Genomic DNA, 17,512 nt, shown 5'->3' on the forward strand with positions numbered 1-17,512 from the left:
CCGCTAATTATGGCCCTTCGGGCTGGGCGCCGGAGGCGCCCATTAAAATAAACCAGATGAAGCGCGTTTTATTTATAGACAGGGACGGCACGCTCATAAATGAGGCGCCCCCCACTTACCAGATCGACAGTTTTGCAAAGCTTGCCTTCTATCCGCACATGTTTGAGTGGATGGGACGGATCGCCCGGGAATTTGACTACGAGCTCGTCATGGTCTCCAACCAGGACGGGCTGGGAACGCCCGGCTTTCCCACGAGCGACTTCCAGCCGGTCCAGGATTTTATCCTGGAGACGCTGAAACAGGAAGACATCGTTTTCAGCGCCGTGCACATCGACGGGACATTTGCAAAGGACAATGCGCCGACGCGGAAGCCCAATACGGGGATGTTAACCAAGTATATGCACAACCCCGCATACGACCTGGCGCATTCCTTTGTGATCGGGGACCGCATTACCGATGTGCAACTGGCGAAGAACCTGGGTTGCAAGGCCATCTGGCTGAACAACGACCCCAGCCTCGGGGCGGGGGAGATCGGTGAAAACGCAACCACGTTAAAAGACACCATTGCCCTTGAAAGCCCGCACTGGGAAAACATCTATGCTTTCCTAAAGCTGGGGCTACGCAAGGTTACCCACGAACGGAACACGGCGGAGACCAAAATCGCCGTCAGCCTCAACATCGACGGCAGCGGCAAGTCGGACATCCACACGGGCATCGGTTTTTTTGACCATATGCTGGACCAGATCGCCCGTCACGGGCGGCTGGACCTGGGGATAAGGGTGCAGGGCGACCTGCACGTCGACGAGCACCACACCATCGAGGATACGGGGATCGCGCTGGGGGAAGCCTTTGCGCTGGCGCTGGCGGACAAAAGGGGGATGGAGCGGTATGGCTTTGCCCTGCCGATGGACGACGCGGATGCACGGGTGCTGATCGACTTTGGCGGCAGGAGCTGGATCGTATGGGACGTGGAATTCAAGCGGGAAAAGATCGGGGAGATGCCCACGGAAATGTTTTTCCATTTCTTCAAATCGTTCTCGGATGCGGCCCGGTGCAACCTGAACGTGGTGTGTCGCGGAGACAACGAGCACCACAAGATCGAGGCGATTTTTAAGGCGCTGGCGCGGGCGATCAGGATGGCGGTGAAGAGAGACCCACTGAGCAACCACCTCCCGTCCACAAAGGAGATGCTATAAAACTTTTTTTTGCAAAAAATGTTTTTTCCCCCCATATTTGCACTCGATGAACAATCAAATTCAAAATATGTCTTGGTGGTGGCACGGTGTCAGTTTTCTGAACGCTGTGTAACAGAGCCTTGCATATTATGCAAATAACCAAACGAGGGCCCGCTGTACACAGCGGGCCCTCGGAGTTTTAAGCGGGCCCTGAACGGGAAAAATGGACCACAATGAGCAAGATCACGATTACGACCACGTACAAAAAAATGCTATCCGACGTCTTCACCCCCGTCGGAATCTACCTCCGGCTGCGGGACCGTTTCCGGGACACGGTGCTCCTGGAGAGCACGGACTTTCACGCGGGGCAGAACAGCTACTCCCTGATTGGCATCAATGCGATGGCGGGCATCGAAATATCGAGCCTGGAACGGATAGAGACCAAGGTGCCAAAGGAGGAAGCGGAAACCCAGACACTTCAAAAAGGGGACTCGGTTCCGGACCTGCTCTGGCATTTCATGCAGCGGTTCGAGGTGAACGCCGTCCAGGACCGGGCCGCGGCCCTGGCCCAGGGGTTGTTCGGGTACACCACCTTTGACGCCGAGCAGTTTTTTGAGCCGGTCGTGTTCAAACGCTCGGAGGGTATTCCGTTGATGCGTTACCGGTTGTACCAGTATGTCATCGTGATCAACCACTATAAGGAGGAGCTGTACCTCTGCGAAAACGTCGTCAAGGGTATGGAAAGCGAGGCGGCGGCGGTGGAATCGCTGATCCGGTCCAAGGACGTGCCCGTCTACCCCTTCCGGACAAATGGCGCAGAAACCTCGAACATGGAAGACGAAACCTACCGGGACATGGTCCGCAAGGGGATCAAAAGCTGTTACCGGGGGGATGTGTTCCAGGTGGTCCTCAGCCGTCGGTTCGAGCGGTCTTTTATCGGCGACGAGTTTAACGTCTACCGCGCGCTCCGGAGCATCAATCCTTCACCCTACCTTTTTTTCTTTGACTATGGAGACTACCGGTTGATGGGGTCCAGCCCCGAGAGCCAGCTCATCGTGCGCAACCACAAGGCCATCATCCATCCGATCGCAGGGACCTTCCGCAGGACCGGCGACGACGTCATCGACAAGGAAGCGGCCGAACGCCTGCTCCAGGATCCGAAGGAAAATGCCGAGCACGTCATGCTGGTGGACCTGGCCCGCAACGACCTGAGCCGTTCGTGTACCGAAGTGGAGGTCTCCGAATACCGGCAGGTGCAGTATTATTCACACGTCATACACCTGGTGAGCGAGGTGACGGGCAAGGTCCCGGCGGAGGCCAACCCTTTCCGGCTGCTGGCGACGACCTTCCCGGCGGGCACCCTGAGCGGCGCGCCCAAGTTCAAGGCCATGCAGCTCATCGACGCCTACGAGCCCACCCCCCGGGGATACTATGGGGGAGCGATAGGGTTTGTCGGTTTTGACGGGGGCATGAACCACGCCATCATGATCCGGACCTTCCTGAGCAAAGACAACCACCTCTACTACCAGGCAGGGGCGGGGATCGTGGCGGCCTCCGACCCGGAGAGCGAATTGCAGGAAGTGAACAATAAATTAAACGCACTAAAAAAGGCGCTGGAGCTGGCCGAGCAGCTGTAAAAACCATGACACGCATACTTGTTTTTGACAACTACGACTCCTTCACGTACAACCTGGTCCACCTGGTGGAGAAAATCCTCCACCAAAAAGTGGAGGTGTATCGCAACGATCAAATCCCCCTGGAAGACGTAAAAGCTTATGACAAGATCATCCTGTCCCCGGGTCCGGGCATACCCACCGAAGCAGGTTTGCTGCTGCCGCTGATCAAGGAATACGCGCCCACGAAGTCCATCCTCGGCGTGTGTCTGGGACACCAGGCGATCGGCGAAGCATTTGGCGCCACGCTGGTCAACCTGAGCCAGGTGTATCATGGGGTGGCGACGCCCATTCAAGTGACCGGGGCAGCTATCTTCAAGGGTTTACCAAAAAGACTGGAAGTCGGACGTTACCACAGTTGGGTCGTCGGGGAAGACGGATTTCCGGAGGACCTGGAGGTCACCGCCCGGGACGGGCACGACATGATCATGGCGCTGCAACACAAACGCTTTGACGTGACGGGTGTGCAGTTTCACCCCGAAAGCGTCCTGACGCCGCTGGGCGAAAACATCCTCAAAAACTGGTTGAAACTATGAAGAAGATTTTGCAATACCTGTTCGAGCACAAAACGCTCACCCGCGAGCAGGCGAAGGAAACGCTGGTGCAGATCTCCAAGGGAACGTACAGCGAATATGAGGTGACGGCCTTTATCACGGTCTACCTCATGCGAAGCATCACCATCGAGGAGCTCCAGGGGTTCCGCGATGCCTTGCTGGAACTTTGTGTGCGCATCGATATGAACGGGTATGACGTCATCGACATCGTAGGGACCGGTGGGGACGGAAAAAATACGTTTAATATATCCACCCTGTCTTGTTTTGTCGTGGCAGGGACGGGGCAAAAGGTGGCGAAACACGGAAACTACGGGGCTTCCACCATCAGCGGTGCGTCCAACGTAATGGAGCAACTGGGGTATAAGTTCAAAAATGACGCGGCAGCGCTGCAAAAAGAAGTCGAGCAAAGCAACATCTGCTTCCTCCACGCCCCGCAATTCCACCCGGCGCTCAAGGCCGTGGGTGCCATCCGCCGCAACTTAGGCGTGCGGACTTTTTTCAACATGCTGGGCCCTTTGGTCAACCCCTGTTTCCCGCCTTTCCAACTGATCGGCGTGTACAGCCTGGAGATGGCCAGGGTCTACAACTACCTGCTCCAGCAGGGCAACCAGGCCTTTACCATCATCCATGGGCTCGACGGGTACGACGAGATTTCGCTGACGGGGGATACCAAGGTCATCCGTAATGCAGGGGAAAAAATATATTCCGCCGAACAATTGGGCAAACGCTCGGTGCTCCCCTCGGACCTGTACGGGGGGAATACGGTCGAGGAAGCCGCCAAGCTGTTCCTGCACATCCTGAAAGGAGAAGGGTCGTGGGCCCAACACGCCGTCGTAGTGGCCAACGCCGCCATGGCCCTCTTTTGCACGGGCCGGCACGGGGACTATACGGCTTGTTACGACGCGGCCCTGGAAAGCCTGGAGAGCGGAAAGGCCTACCAGGCACTTGAAAAACTCATATCCCTGCAAGCATGACCATCCTGGATACCATCGTTGCGCACAAAGCAACAGAAGTGGAAGCGGCGAAAAAGGCGGTGTCCGAACAGACGCTGCAAAACTCGCCGTTGTTCGGACAGACGACCTATTCGTTGAAGAAATTCCTGGCCGATCCTACCCGCACAGGGATCATCGCCGAGTTCAAACGCCGGTCGCCGTCCAAAGGGGTCTTCCTGGAAGGCGCGGATGTAGCAGCCATTACGACGGCGTATACAGAAGCGGGGGCTTCGGGTCTTTCGATACTGACAGACGAGAAGTTTTTTGGCGGGAGCAAACAAGACCTTGCCGAGGCTCGAAAAAACGCCATCCCCATCTTACGCAAGGACTTTATGATCGATGAATACCAGGTGCTGGAAGCAAAGGCCATGGGCGCGGACGTGATCCTGCTCATCGCGGCCTGTCTGACACCCGCACGGGTGAAGACGCTGGGTGCGCTGGCGAAATCGCTGGGTTTGGAAGTGCTGCTGGAGCTGCATACGGAAGAGGAGTTGGGACATGTGTGTGCGGAGGTCGACCTGGTGGGGATCAATAACCGGGACCTGAAGACCTTCCAGGTGGACATCGCGCGTTCGCTGGCGCTGGCGGACCGGCTGCCCGCGGAGCTGCCCAGGATCGCGGAAAGCGGGATCAGTAATCCCGCTACCATACAGGAGATGCGGGCCCATGGTTTTACAGGGTTCCTGATCGGCGAGACGTTTATGAAGGACAAAGACCCGGGAGCGGCATTCCGTAATTTTGTGCAACAACTTAACCCCCATGCGCATTAAAGTTTGCAGCCTGACACAAATGGACCAGCTCCAGGCCTTGGACGAGGCCGGCGTGGAGTTCGTGGGGCTGATGTTGTATCCAAAATCGCCCCGCTTCCTGGGCAACCTCCTGTCCCCGGACGAGGTGCGCCGGGCGCGATGGCGAACCAACAAGGTGGGTGTTTTTGTGAATCCCACGTATGAAGAGGTGATGCGCAGCGTGGACGCCTACGGTCTGCACATGGTACAGCTCCACGGCGACGAAACACCGAAGTTTTGCGAGCGCATTTCGGAGCAGTTGGAGACGATCAAAGCCTTTCGCGTAGCCCCGGACGACAATGTGGAATACAGGGTCAGGAACTACAGCGGCGCTTGCGACCTTTTTCTTTTTGACACCGCCGGCCAGAACTACGGCGGTACGGGGCGAAAGTTCGACTGGGACGTCCTGTCGAAGGTCCAGTTCAGCAAACCCTTTATCCTCTCCGGGGGCATCGGGCCGGAAGACGTGGAGAACGTCCGGAAATTTGCACAGGGACCCGCCGGGGAAAATATGTTTGCCATCGACGTCAACAGCAAGTTTGAGGTCCGGCCCGGTCTCAAAGATCTGGATCTTTTAAAACCATTTATAGAAGCAGTACATACAATTTGAACCTTATGTCAGTATATAGTGTGGATACGAACGGGTATTACGGGCAATTCGGCGGGGCGTTTATCCCCGAGATGCTCTATCCCAATGTGGAAGAGCTCCGCGGCCGCTACCTGGAGATCATCCGGGAACCCGGATTCCAGCAGGAGTTCCAACAGCTCCTCCGGGACTACGTGGGCCGGCCCACGCCCTTGTACTTTGCGCGCCGGACGAGCGAACGTTTTGGCACGCGCATCTTCCTGAAGCGTGAAGACCTTTGTCATACGGGCGCCCACAAGGTAAACAACACCATCGGGCAGATCCTCCTGGCCCGCCGGCTGGGGAAAAAGCGCATCATCGCGGAAACCGGGGCCGGTCAGCACGGCGTGGCAACGGCCACCGTCTGCGCCCTGATGGGGATGGAATGCATCGTCTTTATGGGGGCGAAGGATATCGAACGCCAGGCACCCAACGTCGCGCGGATGCGTATGCTGGGCGCGCACGTGGAACCCGCGCTGAGCGGGAGCCAGACCCTGAAGGACGCCACCAACGAAGCCATCCGGGACTGGATCAATCATCCAGTGGACACGCACTACATCATCGGCAGCGTCGTCGGGCCGCACCCATACCCCGACATGGTGGCGCGGTTTCAAAGCGTGATCTCCGAGGAGATCCGCAAACAGCTCAAGGAAACCACCGGCAGCGAACTCCCTACCAAGGTGATCGCCTGCGTGGGGGGTGGAAGCAACGCCGCCGGGACCTTTTATCACTTCTTAGACGAACCGTCGGTGGAACTCATCGCGGTGGAAGCCGCGGGCGAAGGCGTGCACAGCGGGCACTCGGCCGCCACCACCCAACTGGGCAGGGACGGTATCCTCCATGGAAGCCGCAGCCTGGTCATGCAAACCGAGGACGGCCAGGTACTGGAGGCACACAGTATTTCCGCGGGGCTGGACTACCCGGGGATTGGCCCCCTGCATGCGCACCTGTTCGCTACCGGCCGGGGCCGTTACCTCAGCGCTACGGACGAAGAAGCCGTCACCGCCGCCTTTGACCTGGCGCGGACGGAGGGCATCATCCCCGCCCTGGAATCGTCCCACGCGCTGGCGGGTCTCCACCAACTCGACCTGTCGCCAAACGATACTGTGGTCCTTTGTCTGTCCGGTCGCGGGGACAAGGACATGCAAGCCTACATGAACCACATGAAATAAAAATGTATGTCAACGAATAGAATAGACGCCCTGTTTACGCGCCGCCCCAAGGGCGTGTTGAATGTATACTGTACAGCAGGGTTCCCCCATCGGGACGCCACCCTGGAGGTCATGCAGTCCCTGCAGGCGAGCGGCGTGGATATGATCGAGCTGGGGATGCCGTACAGCGATCCCCTCGCCGACGGCCCGGTGATCCAGGCCAGCAGCATGACGGCGATCGAAGGCGGGATGACAACGAAGCTGTTGTTCGAACAGTTGCAAGGGTTCCGCGAACGCATCCAAGTGCCCGTGCTGCTCATGGGGTACCTCAACACCGTGATGCAATACGGCTTTGAACGCTTTTGCGCGGACGCCGCCGCCGTGGGGATCGACGGGCTGATCTTACCCGACCTGCCCATGCATGAATATGAAACCCTGTATGCACCCGTGCTTCAACGCCACGGGCTTCACCTGATTTTCCTGGTGACCCCGGAAACGTCGCCTGAGCGTATCCGTCAGTTGGACGCCCTGAGCACCGGCTTTCTCTACGCCGTCTCGTCCTCGTCCACCACGGGCAGGGACAAGGACATGGGTGATCAACAGGCCTATTTCCGACGCCTGGAAGGCATGGGGTTGCGCAACCCCGTCCTCGTTGGTTTCGGGATCAAGGACGCGGCCACCTTTACCGCCGCCTGCGCCCATACCAACGGCGCCATCATCGGGACCGCCTTTATCCGCGCCCTCAAGGGACCCGAAGCCGCCGGTGCCTCGATCGCCGACGTGACACGCGGTTTTATAAAAACGATACGTCCATGACCGTCATCATCCAATACAATGCGGGCAACATCCAGTCGGTGCGCTATGCGCTCGCCCGGATCGGCGCGGAAGCCATCGTCACCGACGACCCCGCCCGGATCCGCTCGGCGGACCGGGTGATTTTTCCCGGGGTGGGGGAGGCCAGCACGGCCATGAATTACCTGCGGGAGCGGGGGTTGGATGACGTGATCCGCGAATTGCAACAGCCCGTGCTGGGGATCTGTCTGGGGATGCAGTTGATGTGTGCGCATTCAGAGGAGAATGATACGTCCTGTCTCGGCATTTTTGAGGAAAAGGTGCGCCTGTTCCGGCCGGAGGCCGCGGCCCGCCCCCTCAAAGTCCCCCAAATCGGCTGGAACGCCATCGACCACCTGCAAACGCCACTGTTCGCGGGCGTCAGCGAAGGCGCCTACGTCTACTGCGTCCACAGCTTCTACGCCGCGCTTGGCGACCACACCATCGCGCAGACGGATTATGTGCAGCCCTACAGCTCCGGTCTGCACCGGGACAATTTTTACGGCGTCCAGTTCCACCCGGAGAAAAGCGCTTCGGTGGGAGAGACGATCCTGAAAAACTTTATGCGGTTATAAGATGCAGATTATCCCAGCCATAGACATCATCGACGGCAAGTGCGTCCGTCTTACCCAAGGGGATTACGCGCAAAAAAAAGTCTACAACGAAGACCCGTTGGAAGTCGCCAAAGCCTTTGAAGGGGCGGGTCTGCAACGCCTGCACCTGGTGGACCTCGATGGGGCCAAAGCGGGCGCGGTGGCCAACTGGAAGGTCCTGGAACGCATCGCGGGGGGAACGCACCTGGTCATCGACTTCGGCGGCGGTATCAAAATGGAAAAAGACCTGCAGATCGTTTTCAATTCGGGCGCGGCCCTGGCGACGATCGGGAGCATGGCCGTCCGGCAGCCGGAGGTCATGGAGCAATGGATGCGTACATACGGGCCGGGCAAATTTCTTTTAGGCGCCGACGTCAAGGGCGAAAAAATCGCCGTGGGCGGCTGGCTGGAGACGACGGATACGGACGTGTTCGACTTCATCGGCGGGTATAAAGCAAAGGGCATACAACAGGTTTTTTGCACCGACGTCAGCAAGGACGGTTTGCTCCAGGGCCCTTCCATCGATTTGTATACAAAGATCCTGGAGCGCTTCCCCGACCTATGGTTTATCGCCAGCGGGGGTGTGTCCGGTCTGGCCGACCTGGAGCGCCTCCGGGACATCGGGTGTAAGGGCGCCATCGTCGGGAAGGCGTTTTACGAAGGACACATCACACTTAAAGAACTTGCAGCATGCTGACCAAACGGATCATACCCTGCCTGGACATCAAGGACGGGCGGACGGTGAAAGGGGTAAACTTCGAAAACCTCCGGGATGCGGGAGACCCCGTGGAACTGGGCGCCTTGTACGCCGCCCAGGGCGCGGACGAACTGGTGTTCCTGGACATCACCGCCACCAACGAACGGCGCAAGACGCTGAGCGAACTGGTGGACAGGATCAGCCGGCACATCAATATTCCTTTTACCGTGGGCGGGGGCATCTCCAGCGTGGACGACGTCTCCTATCTCCTGCAATGCGGGGCCGATAAGATTTCCGTAAACACCGCGGCCTTCCGGAGACCGGAGCTCGTGGGCGAGCTCGCCCTGGCCTTTGGCTCCCAGTGCGTGGTGCTGGCCATCGATACGCGCCAGGAAGCCGACGGGGAATGGTACGTTTACCTCAACGGGGGACGGGTGAAAACGGAGACGCGCTGCGCCGACTGGGCGCGGGAAGCGGTCAACCGGGGCGCGGGGGAGATCCTGCTGACGTCCATGAACCACGACGGCACCAAACGGGGGTTTGCCCTCGACATTACCCGCCGGTTGTCCGACAGCCTGCCCGTACCGGTCATTGCTTCCGGAGGTGGTGGGCAACCCGCTCATTTTGTGGACGTATTTATGTCGGGGCACGCCGATGCGGCCCTGGCGGCGAGCATTTTTCACTTCAAAGAGGTCGGGATTCAGGATTTAAAAGGATATTTGCAAGAGCAGCACATACCTGTACGATAGCATATATGGAGGTCAATTTTGGAAAATACGCGGACGGGCTCGTACCGGCCATCGTTCAAGACAAGGATACCTTACGGGTGTTGATGCTGGGGTTTATGAATGAAGCCGCCCTGGCGAAGACCCGGGAAACCGGGAAAGTCACGTTTTACAGCCGTTCCAAACAGCGGTTGTGGACCAAAGGGGAGGAAAGCGGTCACTTTCTCCTGTTGGGGGAAGTCCTTCTGGACTGTGACCAGGATACCCTGCTGATCAAGGCCACGCCCCAGGGCCCTACCTGTCATACGGGTACGGATACCTGCTGGGGGGAGACCAACGTACCGGGAGATTTTCTATTTTACCTGGAGGGCGTGATTGCCTCCAGGAAGGGTGCTTCCCCGGAGACGTCCTATACCGCAAAGCTTTTCGCCCGGGGCATCAACAAGGTGGCCCAGAAAGTGGGGGAAGAAGCGGTGGAGCTGGTGATCGAGGCCAAAGACAACGACAAGGCCCTGTTCCTGGGAGAAGCCGCGGACCTGATGTTTCATTACCTGGTCCTGCTCCGGGCCAAAGGCTATGACCTGGCCGAAGTGGTCGACGTATTAAAGCAACGACATGCAAAATAAATGGTTGATTCCGTGCCTGTTACTGTGGGCAGCACCCGCCGCCGCCCAGACTGGTGACACTACCTTTACCCTCCAGGGCACCGTTCCCGGGACCCCGGACGGGGCCGTCGTATACCTGTTCAATCCGAATATTTCCCGGGATACCCTGGCCAAAGACATCGTACACGGGGGGCATTTCACCCTCCGGGGCCCTTTGAAGGACCCCAATTTGTATTTTCTCGCGGAGACCGGCAGCAACCAGCACAGGCTGCTTTTCCTGGACCCCGCCCCGATGTCCTTTACGTCAAAGGATGCCGGTTTTGACAACGCGGTTGTCCAGGGTTCGGTTTCGGAAGCCGACTATCTCCAGTTCGAACCCCAGTTCGCTCCCTATTTCGGCCGTCTGGGCCAACTGGCCCAACGCGTCAACGAGGAACCCCGGGGAAGCGCCGCCTCCGACAGCCTGATTGCCATTTACCGCCAGAAACTGGATACGCTCGACGACATGACCGCCACGTATGTAAAGGCGCATCCCGCCTCCCACGTGAGCACCTTTATCCTCGCCGTGCACATGCAGGTCCGCCAGCAATACGACTGGCTGGAAACGCAATACGCCCTGCTCCAGCCAAAGATCCAGCAGGACTACTATGGCCGTATCCTGGAACACCAGATCGTCAAGGCCCGCATCGGTAAAGAGGGCACCATGGCCATCGACTTTACCCAAAACGACGTCAACGGGAACCCCGTCACCCTGTCCTCCTTCCGGGGCAAATTCGTCCTGGTGGACTTCTGGGCCAGTTGGTGCGGTCCCTGCCGGATGGAAAACCCCAACGTGGTCAGGGCCTACCAGGAATTCAAGGGTAAGAACTTTACCATTCTCAGCGTATCCCTCGACCAGGCCAAGGAAGCCTGGGTCAAGGCCATCACCGACGACGGCCTCACCTGGACCCAGGTCTCCGACCTTAAATACTGGAACAATGCCGCCGCCCAGCTCTACAACATCTCCAGCATCCCTCAAAACATGCTGGTGGACCCCAAGGGCAGGATCATCGCCCGGAACCTGAGGGGCGAGGAGCTGGAGGTGAAACTCAAGGAGGTGCTTCAATAAGTAGCTCTTTTTAACGTTATATCCGTATGTACCTGCGCTCACTTCTCTCCGGTCTGGCCTTGTGCACCCTGTTGGGCGCCAACGCCCAATGCATCACCTACTCACTAAGTGAGAAGGGGGATACCCTTAACTGTGTAGACGCCCAACACCACAAACAGGGCCGCTGGGTTGTCCATGTAGACGAACTCCGCGGGGAACCGGGTTATGAAGAAGAAGGAGCGTATTTTAATGACGGGAAAAACGGTATCTGGAGGCGGTACGACCTCCAGGGTGACATCATCGCCGTGGAAAACTATAAATGGGGCAGCAAGGACAGCACCCAGGAGTATTTTACCTGGGCCGGTGACCGGTTACGGGAGGAAAACTGGATGTCGGTCAATCCCAAGAACCCCTACGACACCGTCGTCGTGTACGACGATCCCCACAACCCTTTCAAGGCCAATCGCCGGGTCGTCAAGCTGGATGCTTCCACGGTCAAAAACGGCACCTGGCTGTATTTCGATCCCTCCACCGGGACGGTCGCCAAAACCGAGCGCTATGTCCTCGGCAAGCTCCAGAATGAGTTCGGGGGCACCGCTCCCCAGAACCGGGTCGATTCCGCCGGTGCCAAGCCCCCGCCCGAGGTGGAGCAATTCAATAAGAAGAATTCGGGGAAAAAGTATAAGGTCCGTACAGGCGAGACAGGCGGATAACTACCAAGTCATGATTTGCTTCAGGGCCGCGGTCAACTCACCGGCTATCTCTTTTTGTTCCACCAGATCCGGATGCCCCCCGCAGCCATGGTGATACCATTTGGCGAAGAAATAGGAAACCACTTTTTTCTCCCCCTCTTTCTGCTCCTCCGCTACGACGGCAGTAATGTACCGCTTTAAGACCGCCGTCAGTTTCGGCTCCGCCATGGGGCTGTTCAGGCAAACCAGCGTGGCCCCGGGATAGTGCCCCCGGAGGTCGTGGAGAAAGTGCACATAGGCCCCGCAAAAGGTGGCCGAATCCTGGACGCCGTCGTTCTGACCCAGACAGACCGTCACCACGTCGGGCTGGTACCGGCTAAAGTCCCAGGCCATCGTATCGGCGCGCATGTTCATCTTGTCGAACACCTGCGGCATCGTGAGGTTCATGTTGCAACAGCTATGGATAAGCCCGATGCCGGAGACCGAGGACAGGTACCACTGCGCCCCCAGCGCCCGGGCCGTCAACGGCCCGTAAGCCAGATAGGCGTTTTGCTGGTCATACCATTCCCCCTGCCCGCAGGGCTTCACCGACATATCGCTCCCGGTCCCGCAAGTAATGGAGTTCCCGATGAATTCGATCTTCCGGGTGGGCGCCGGCGACAGGTCCAGTAATTTTTTACAACGGAGCCCCGCCAGCCCCAGGAAGCCGATACCCGATTCCGTGCTTTTGCAAAGCGTCAACAGGTGGCTGCTGCCCTTGAGGTGGGCCTCGATGGTCAGGGTATCCGCCTGGCTGCGCGTCTGGAGCCGGTAGGGCGTTTCGTCGTCGACCTGGACCTCGATATAGTTGTGGTTGTGTCCGTACAAAACTTCGTCCCTCAAAAAAACCTGGCAGGCCGCCCCTTCAAACCGGACCTGAACATACACCCCCGGAGCCCAAAAATGGGGCACCTTTGGGTTGGAAAAGTCCACCCTCCCCGTATACCGGATATGCGGATCGTCGGCGTCATAAATCTTCCCACTCACCGACTCGACACTTCCCGACCCGACATTTCCCGACTTGCACCTAAGCTCGGTAGCCGAAGCCAGAGGGGAGGTAGGTCTTTTCACCACTTTTCCGCAGGTGATTCGCTTGGATGCGAGCACTTTTGGCTCCTGCGGAAAAGTGGTGAAAAGACCTACCTCCCCTCTGGCTTCGGCGTGCGTTCCTGGGGTCGGGGCGAAGGGCGGGGCCGAAACCGGGACCGAAACCGGGACCGAAACCGAGACCGGGATAGGAACCGGGATTGGGACCGGGTTCAGGGCACTGAATAACGGCAGGATAAGGGCAAAGGGCAACAATCGGACAGCCGGGGCCATGGGCAACTTATTTTTTACTAAAAAGAAAATAAAGGTAGGGAACAAAAAATTGTTTAATTTAATATCAAAATAATATCAAACTAAATTTTATATGGAAAAGCTGATGCGCCCCGTTTCGGGGTTTCTTGCCCTGTTCCTTTCCCTTGCCCTGGCCGTGATCGGTATCGTTTGCTTCGCTGCGAACAGCGGCGGGCAGAATGTAGTGCTGATCGTGGCGGGGATCCTTTGCGAACTGGGCTTCTTTTTCCTGGTGAAAGGGATCATGATCATCCAGCCGAACCAGTCGCGGGTGTGTATGTTTTTTGGAAAGTATATCGGCACGGTCAAGGAAAACGGCCTTTTGTGGGTGAACCCGTTTTATGGCACGACCCGCGTTTCGCTGCGGTCGCAAAACCTGAACGGGCAGGTGCTCAAGGTCAACGACAAGATGGGGAACCCGGTGGAGATCGCCGCGGTCATTGTCTGGCAGGTGAACGACACCTATAAGGCAACGTTTGAAGTGGCGGACTACAAACAGTATGTCAACATCCAAAGCGAAGCGGCGGTGCGGCACCTGGCCACGACCTGCCCCTATGACAACATGGAGGACGAAGGGGCGCAGATCACGCTGAGGGAAGGCGGCGCCAAGGTCAACGAGCTCCTGGAAACGGAGCTGAACGAACGCCTCGCGCCTGCCGGTCTGATCATCAAAGAGGCCCGGATCAGCCACCTGGCGTATGCCCAGGAGATCGCCGGCGCCATGCTCCAGCGCCAGCAGGCAACGGCCATCGTGGCCGCCCGTACGAAGATCGTGGAGGGCGCCGTCGGCATGGTGGAACTGGCCCTGGATCAACTCTCCAAAAGACACATCGTGGAACTGGATGACGAACGCAAGGCGACCATGGTGTCCAACCTGATGGTGGTTCTTTGCGGGGAAAGAGGAGCGCAACCGGTTTTGAACACGGGGACATTATACCAATGAGTGCAAAAAAGAGTTTTGCCCTGCGCCTGGATGCGCATCTGTATGAGGCCCTGGAAAAGTGGGCCCAGGATGAGTTCCGAAGTGTGAACGGGCAGATAGAGTGGGTGCTGAACCAGCAGTTGAAGGCGGCGGGCCGTCTCCGGGAGAAACGCGGGCCCGAAACGAACGAGCGGGGTAAAGGCCCCGGGAGCGCCAAATAATCCGGGCGTCAGCGCTCCAGGTAATCCGGCCCCTTCAGCGTCTCCGGGGATAAGAAACAGGCGGCAACGGCCGGATCCGCCAGCAGCGCCCCTGGATCAAGGGCCCGTAGCGCCCCCCCCAGCAGGTCCGTGCGCAGGAAGATGAGGTTATAACCCTGACGGTTATAGGCCACTAAAGCGTACCCTTTGGCCTCAGCCAGCCGGCAGAGCGCGGGCACGGAGGCCCCTCCCCGTGTGCCATACCGGCCGACGACAGAAGCAGCCCCCAATTCGATCTTGGCTTCGATGATGACGATCCAGGGACGGACCTGGTGAATGGCATCCCATACCCAATAGTCTTCCCCGTCGATGTCGATGGACAAAAGACCGACCTCCTGGGCGGGGAGAAGCGAGGAAACGTTGCCCGGTGTCACCGTCGTACAAAGAAAGCGGGGCGGCGCAAATTTGGTCAGGGCCAGCTTGCCGTAGAAGGCCCGGCCGATGGCGATGTTGCGCGGGTCCGCGTCGATAAAAAGACCCGACCATCCGAAGTGGACGGCGTACAAGGCGGTGTTGCCCTTGACACAGTCCCCCGCGCCGACGTCGATAAACACCCGGGGGATGGAGGGCAGGTGCGTGACGAGAAACAGCAAAAGCCCGTCCTCTCCATGATACGTAAAAACGTTGGCCTCCCTTTCGGCGAGCGTCAGGTCCGGGCGGTCGCGATAGGACGCCTGGAGCAACCGGAGCTGCACCTGGAGTGCGGGATTTACCTGGCCCCGGAGAAAAAGGGGATAGGCAAACCTTTTGGCAAGATAGGTCAGGATGGGAGGCATTTATTCTTTCTCTTGTTCTTCGTCTTCTTCGCTCGTTTCCGGTTTCACGGTGACCAGGACCTTGTCGATCCGGTGGCCGTCCATGTCGACGATCTCGAAGGTAAAGTTTTTCCATTCCAGGAGCTCCCCCGTGGAGGGGATCCTTTCCAACTGGTGGAGGATAAAACCGGCGAGGGTGTCGTATTCCATCTCTTCCGTGTCGATCCATTCCAGCTTGTCGAAATATTGCATGAAGTCGTAAAAAGGCAATTGTCCGTCGACTAAGAAGGACCCGTCGCTCCGCTGGTGGACCTCGTAGTCGTCCTGGCCGGGCTCGGGCATGTCGCCCACGATGGCTTCCAGGATGTCGTTGAGGGTGACCATGCCCTGGAGGGTGCCGTATTCGTCGACGATAAAACAGGAATGGATCTTGGCCTGTTTGAACTTTTCCAGGATCTGGTAGGCGGTATTGTTTTCCGGGACGTATAAGGCGGGTTGCATGATTTCCGACAGGCGGGTAGAAGGCTCGGCGCGGAAGAGATCTTTCAGCGTGACGATGCCCTTTATGTCATCGATGCTCCGGTCACAAAGGGGATAGGTGAAGTGGGTCGATTGGCGGACCGTCTCCCGGACCTCTTGCACCTGCGTCGCCATGTCGAACCAAACGATGTCGCTGCGGTGGGTCATCAGCGAGGTGATGTTGCGGTCGCCCAAGTGGAACACCCGCTCGATGATCTCCTGTTCGGCTTCCTCGATGGCGCCGTGTTCGGTACCCTCGTTGATGATGGCCTTGATCTCATCTTCCGTCACCTGGTTGTCGCTGTTGTCGATGCGGAACACCCTGTACAGGAAGTTGGAAGACTTGGTGAGCATCCAGGTAAAGGGGAACATAAACCTCGACAGCAGGCTCATGGTCCCGGACAGGGCCTTGCCGATGGTTTCGGGGGCGGACAGGCCGATGCGTTTGGGGACGAGCTCCCCAAGGACCAGGAGGAAATAGCTGATGATCAGGACGATGATCCCCGTGGCGACGTCATCCGTATACCGGCCGATCCAGTGAAAGCGCCTTAGGTAAACCTCCAGGTCGGCTTCCATTTGTCTCCCCGACAGGTTACCGATCAGGATCCCGATCAGGGTCAGACCGATCTGTACGGTGGAGATGAGGCGTGCGGGCTGACCGGCGAGCTCCAGCGCCTGGCGGGCGGCCTTGTCGCCCTTGGCGGCCTGGGCTTCCAGCCGGGCTTTGCGCGCCGAAACCAGGGCGATCTCCGCCATGGCAAAAAAGCCGTTCAGGATCATCAAACCAAAGATGATGAGGATGTCGGTCATTCAGAAGCGAGGTTGGTGAAGAAAAGGGGGCCGATCTTTCGGTTGAAAATCCGTGCCAACAAACTACCGGCACCCATCCCCAGCAGGGCGCCCCCCAGCACATCCAGCGGAAAATGAACCCCCACGTACACTTGCGCGTAGGAGATCAGGAAGGCCCAGGCATACGCCCAGCGCCAATAGCGGTGTTCCCTTCCCAGGGTACAGGCGATAAAGGTCGCCATGCCAAAGTGATTGGCGGCATGCGAAGACGTAAAGCTGCCGCTGTTCGGGCAATAATTAGCCAGGAACCGCACCTGGTCGGCTAAAAGAGGATTCATACAAGGCCGCAGCCGCCCCACCGCATCCTTGAGGATGTGGCTGGATATTCCATCCGTCAGGGCGACACAGGCTAAGAAGAAAACCGCCCACCACCAGCCCTTCCATTGAAAGTTGAGGACCACGAACAAAAGCAGGAACAGGTAGAGGGGCGCCCACACCATAGCCTGGCGGGCGAAAATAAAAACATGATCGAAAAAGTCATTGGTCCAGCGGCTGTTGACCAGCCTAAACAAAGAAAAATCCGCGTGTATGATCTGCTGAAGGAGGTCCATGCTGCTATAAAAATCCGAAATTTTTGCAAATCAAAGAGTTTTCTGAATTTTGCTTCCTGGATATTAATTTTTAGATAAGGTTATATTAACT

The 17,512-nt window shown here is 58.0% G+C and carries 20 protein-coding genes; 16 read left to right on the forward strand and 4 right to left on the reverse strand.

Translation table 11 applies throughout. The annotated features are described in order from the left end of the window. Positions 1-56 precede the first annotated feature (56 nt). The 14 genes from hisB (at position 57) to EDB95_RS09795 (ending at position 12,209) form a co-directional block, all read left to right on the forward strand. Positions 57-1,196 (forward strand): bifunctional histidinol-phosphatase/imidazoleglycerol-phosphate dehydratase HisB, encoded by a 1,140-nt coding sequence (gene hisB / locus EDB95_RS09730; RefSeq protein WP_133993071.1) that lies wholly within the window; start codon positions 57-59, stop codon positions 1,194-1,196. Between the two features lie 212 nt (positions 1,197-1,408). Next, the gene (locus tag EDB95_RS09735) at positions 1,409-2,812 is read left to right on the forward strand and encodes an anthranilate synthase component I family protein (RefSeq protein ID WP_133993073.1); all 1,404 of its coding nucleotides are present in this window, start codon (positions 1,409-1,411) and stop codon (positions 2,810-2,812) included. A 5-nt stretch (positions 2,813-2,817) separates the two neighbouring features. Beyond that, entirely contained in the window at positions 2,818-3,384 is a 567-nt protein-coding gene (locus EDB95_RS09740; RefSeq protein ID WP_133993075.1) for an anthranilate synthase component II, read from the forward strand. After that, positions 3,381-4,376 carry an anthranilate phosphoribosyltransferase gene (gene trpD / locus EDB95_RS09745; RefSeq protein WP_133993077.1) on the forward strand — a complete coding sequence of 332 codons (996 nt, stop codon included), beginning with the start codon at positions 3,381-3,383 and terminating at the stop codon, positions 4,374-4,376. Before EDB95_RS09740 ends, trpD begins: the two co-directional genes overlap by 4 nt. Beyond that, a complete protein-coding gene (gene trpC / locus EDB95_RS09750) occupies positions 4,373-5,164 on the forward strand; it encodes an indole-3-glycerol phosphate synthase TrpC (protein ID WP_133993079.1) in 792 nt (263 codons plus the stop codon). The genes trpD and trpC overlap by 4 nt, the downstream gene beginning before the upstream one ends. Beyond that, positions 5,154-5,792, forward strand: a complete 639-nt coding sequence (locus EDB95_RS09755) for a phosphoribosylanthranilate isomerase (protein ID WP_133993081.1) — start codon at positions 5,154-5,156, stop codon at positions 5,790-5,792. The genes trpC and EDB95_RS09755 overlap by 11 nt, the downstream gene beginning before the upstream one ends. Positions 5,793-5,797: 5 nt before the next feature. Further along, entirely contained in the window at positions 5,798-6,979 is a 1,182-nt protein-coding gene (trpB, locus tag EDB95_RS09760; protein ID WP_133993083.1) for a tryptophan synthase subunit beta, read from the forward strand. A 6-nt stretch (positions 6,980-6,985) separates the two neighbouring features. Further along, positions 6,986-7,774, forward strand: coding sequence for a tryptophan synthase subunit alpha (trpA, locus tag EDB95_RS09765; RefSeq protein WP_133993085.1), 789 nt, complete (start codon positions 6,986-6,988; stop codon positions 7,772-7,774). Then, complete coding sequence (hisH, locus tag EDB95_RS09770) at positions 7,771-8,364, forward strand: imidazole glycerol phosphate synthase subunit HisH (protein ID WP_133993087.1); 594 nt, start codon at positions 7,771-7,773, stop codon at positions 8,362-8,364. The genes trpA and hisH overlap by 4 nt, the downstream gene beginning before the upstream one ends. A gap of 1 nt (position 8,365) precedes the next feature. Next, entirely contained in the window at positions 8,366-9,079 is a 714-nt protein-coding gene (gene hisA, locus EDB95_RS09775) for a 1-(5-phosphoribosyl)-5-[(5-phosphoribosylamino)methylideneamino]imidazole-4-carboxamide isomerase (RefSeq protein ID WP_133993089.1), read from the forward strand. Beyond that, on the forward strand, positions 9,073-9,828 hold the full coding sequence (hisF, locus tag EDB95_RS09780; RefSeq protein WP_133993091.1) for an imidazole glycerol phosphate synthase subunit HisF: 756 nt from the start codon (positions 9,073-9,075) through the stop codon (positions 9,826-9,828). Before hisA ends, hisF begins: the two co-directional genes overlap by 7 nt. Positions 9,829-9,833: 5 nt before the next feature. Then, a complete protein-coding gene (gene hisIE, locus EDB95_RS09785; protein WP_133993093.1) occupies positions 9,834-10,430 on the forward strand; it encodes a bifunctional phosphoribosyl-AMP cyclohydrolase/phosphoribosyl-ATP diphosphatase HisIE in 597 nt (198 codons plus the stop codon). Beyond that, the gene (locus tag EDB95_RS09790; protein ID WP_133993095.1) at positions 10,420-11,517 is read left to right on the forward strand and encodes a TlpA disulfide reductase family protein; all 1,098 of its coding nucleotides are present in this window, start codon (positions 10,420-10,422) and stop codon (positions 11,515-11,517) included. The genes hisIE and EDB95_RS09790 overlap by 11 nt, the downstream gene beginning before the upstream one ends. Positions 11,518-11,543: 26 nt before the next feature. Further along, positions 11,544-12,209 carry a toxin-antitoxin system YwqK family antitoxin gene (locus EDB95_RS09795; protein ID WP_133993097.1) on the forward strand — a complete coding sequence of 222 codons (666 nt, stop codon included), beginning with the start codon at positions 11,544-11,546 and terminating at the stop codon, positions 12,207-12,209. Here the strand turns inward: EDB95_RS09795 and EDB95_RS09800 are convergent, their stop codons facing one another. Further along, the gene (locus tag EDB95_RS09800; RefSeq protein WP_211352067.1) at positions 12,210-13,547 is read right to left on the reverse strand and encodes an SGNH/GDSL hydrolase family protein; all 1,338 of its coding nucleotides are present in this window, start codon (positions 13,545-13,547) and stop codon (positions 12,210-12,212) included. A 91-nt stretch (positions 13,548-13,638) separates the two neighbouring features. Between EDB95_RS09800 and EDB95_RS09805 the strand changes: the two genes are divergently transcribed. Together EDB95_RS09805 and EDB95_RS09810 are read left to right on the forward strand one after the other, a co-directional pair. Then, positions 13,639-14,508 carry an SPFH domain-containing protein gene (locus tag EDB95_RS09805; RefSeq protein WP_133993099.1) on the forward strand — a complete coding sequence of 290 codons (870 nt, stop codon included), beginning with the start codon at positions 13,639-13,641 and terminating at the stop codon, positions 14,506-14,508. Then, positions 14,505-14,708 (forward strand): hypothetical protein, encoded by a 204-nt coding sequence (locus EDB95_RS09810; RefSeq protein WP_133993101.1) that lies wholly within the window; start codon positions 14,505-14,507, stop codon positions 14,706-14,708. The genes EDB95_RS09805 and EDB95_RS09810 overlap by 4 nt, the downstream gene beginning before the upstream one ends. An 8-nt stretch (positions 14,709-14,716) precedes the next feature. On the opposite strand, the gene EDB95_RS09815 is transcribed toward EDB95_RS09810, so the two are convergent. The 3 genes from EDB95_RS09815 to EDB95_RS09825 are packed head-to-tail and all read right to left on the reverse strand — an operon-like array spanning position 14,717 to position 17,421. Then, positions 14,717-15,523, reverse strand: a complete 807-nt coding sequence (locus EDB95_RS09815) for a hypothetical protein (RefSeq protein WP_133993103.1) — start codon at positions 15,521-15,523, stop codon at positions 14,717-14,719. Further along, on the reverse strand, positions 15,524-16,831 hold the full coding sequence (locus tag EDB95_RS09820; RefSeq protein ID WP_133993105.1) for a hemolysin family protein: 1,308 nt from the start codon (positions 16,829-16,831) through the stop codon (positions 15,524-15,526). Further along, entirely contained in the window at positions 16,828-17,421 is a 594-nt protein-coding gene (locus tag EDB95_RS09825; protein ID WP_133993107.1) for a phosphatase PAP2 family protein, read from the reverse strand. Before EDB95_RS09825 ends, EDB95_RS09820 begins: the two co-directional genes overlap by 4 nt. Between the last annotated feature and the right edge of the window lie 91 nt (positions 17,422-17,512).

It is taken from the genome of Dinghuibacter silviterrae, from assembly GCF_004366355.1.
Lineage (GTDB): Bacteria > Bacteroidota > Bacteroidia > Chitinophagales > Chitinophagaceae > Dinghuibacter > Dinghuibacter silviterrae.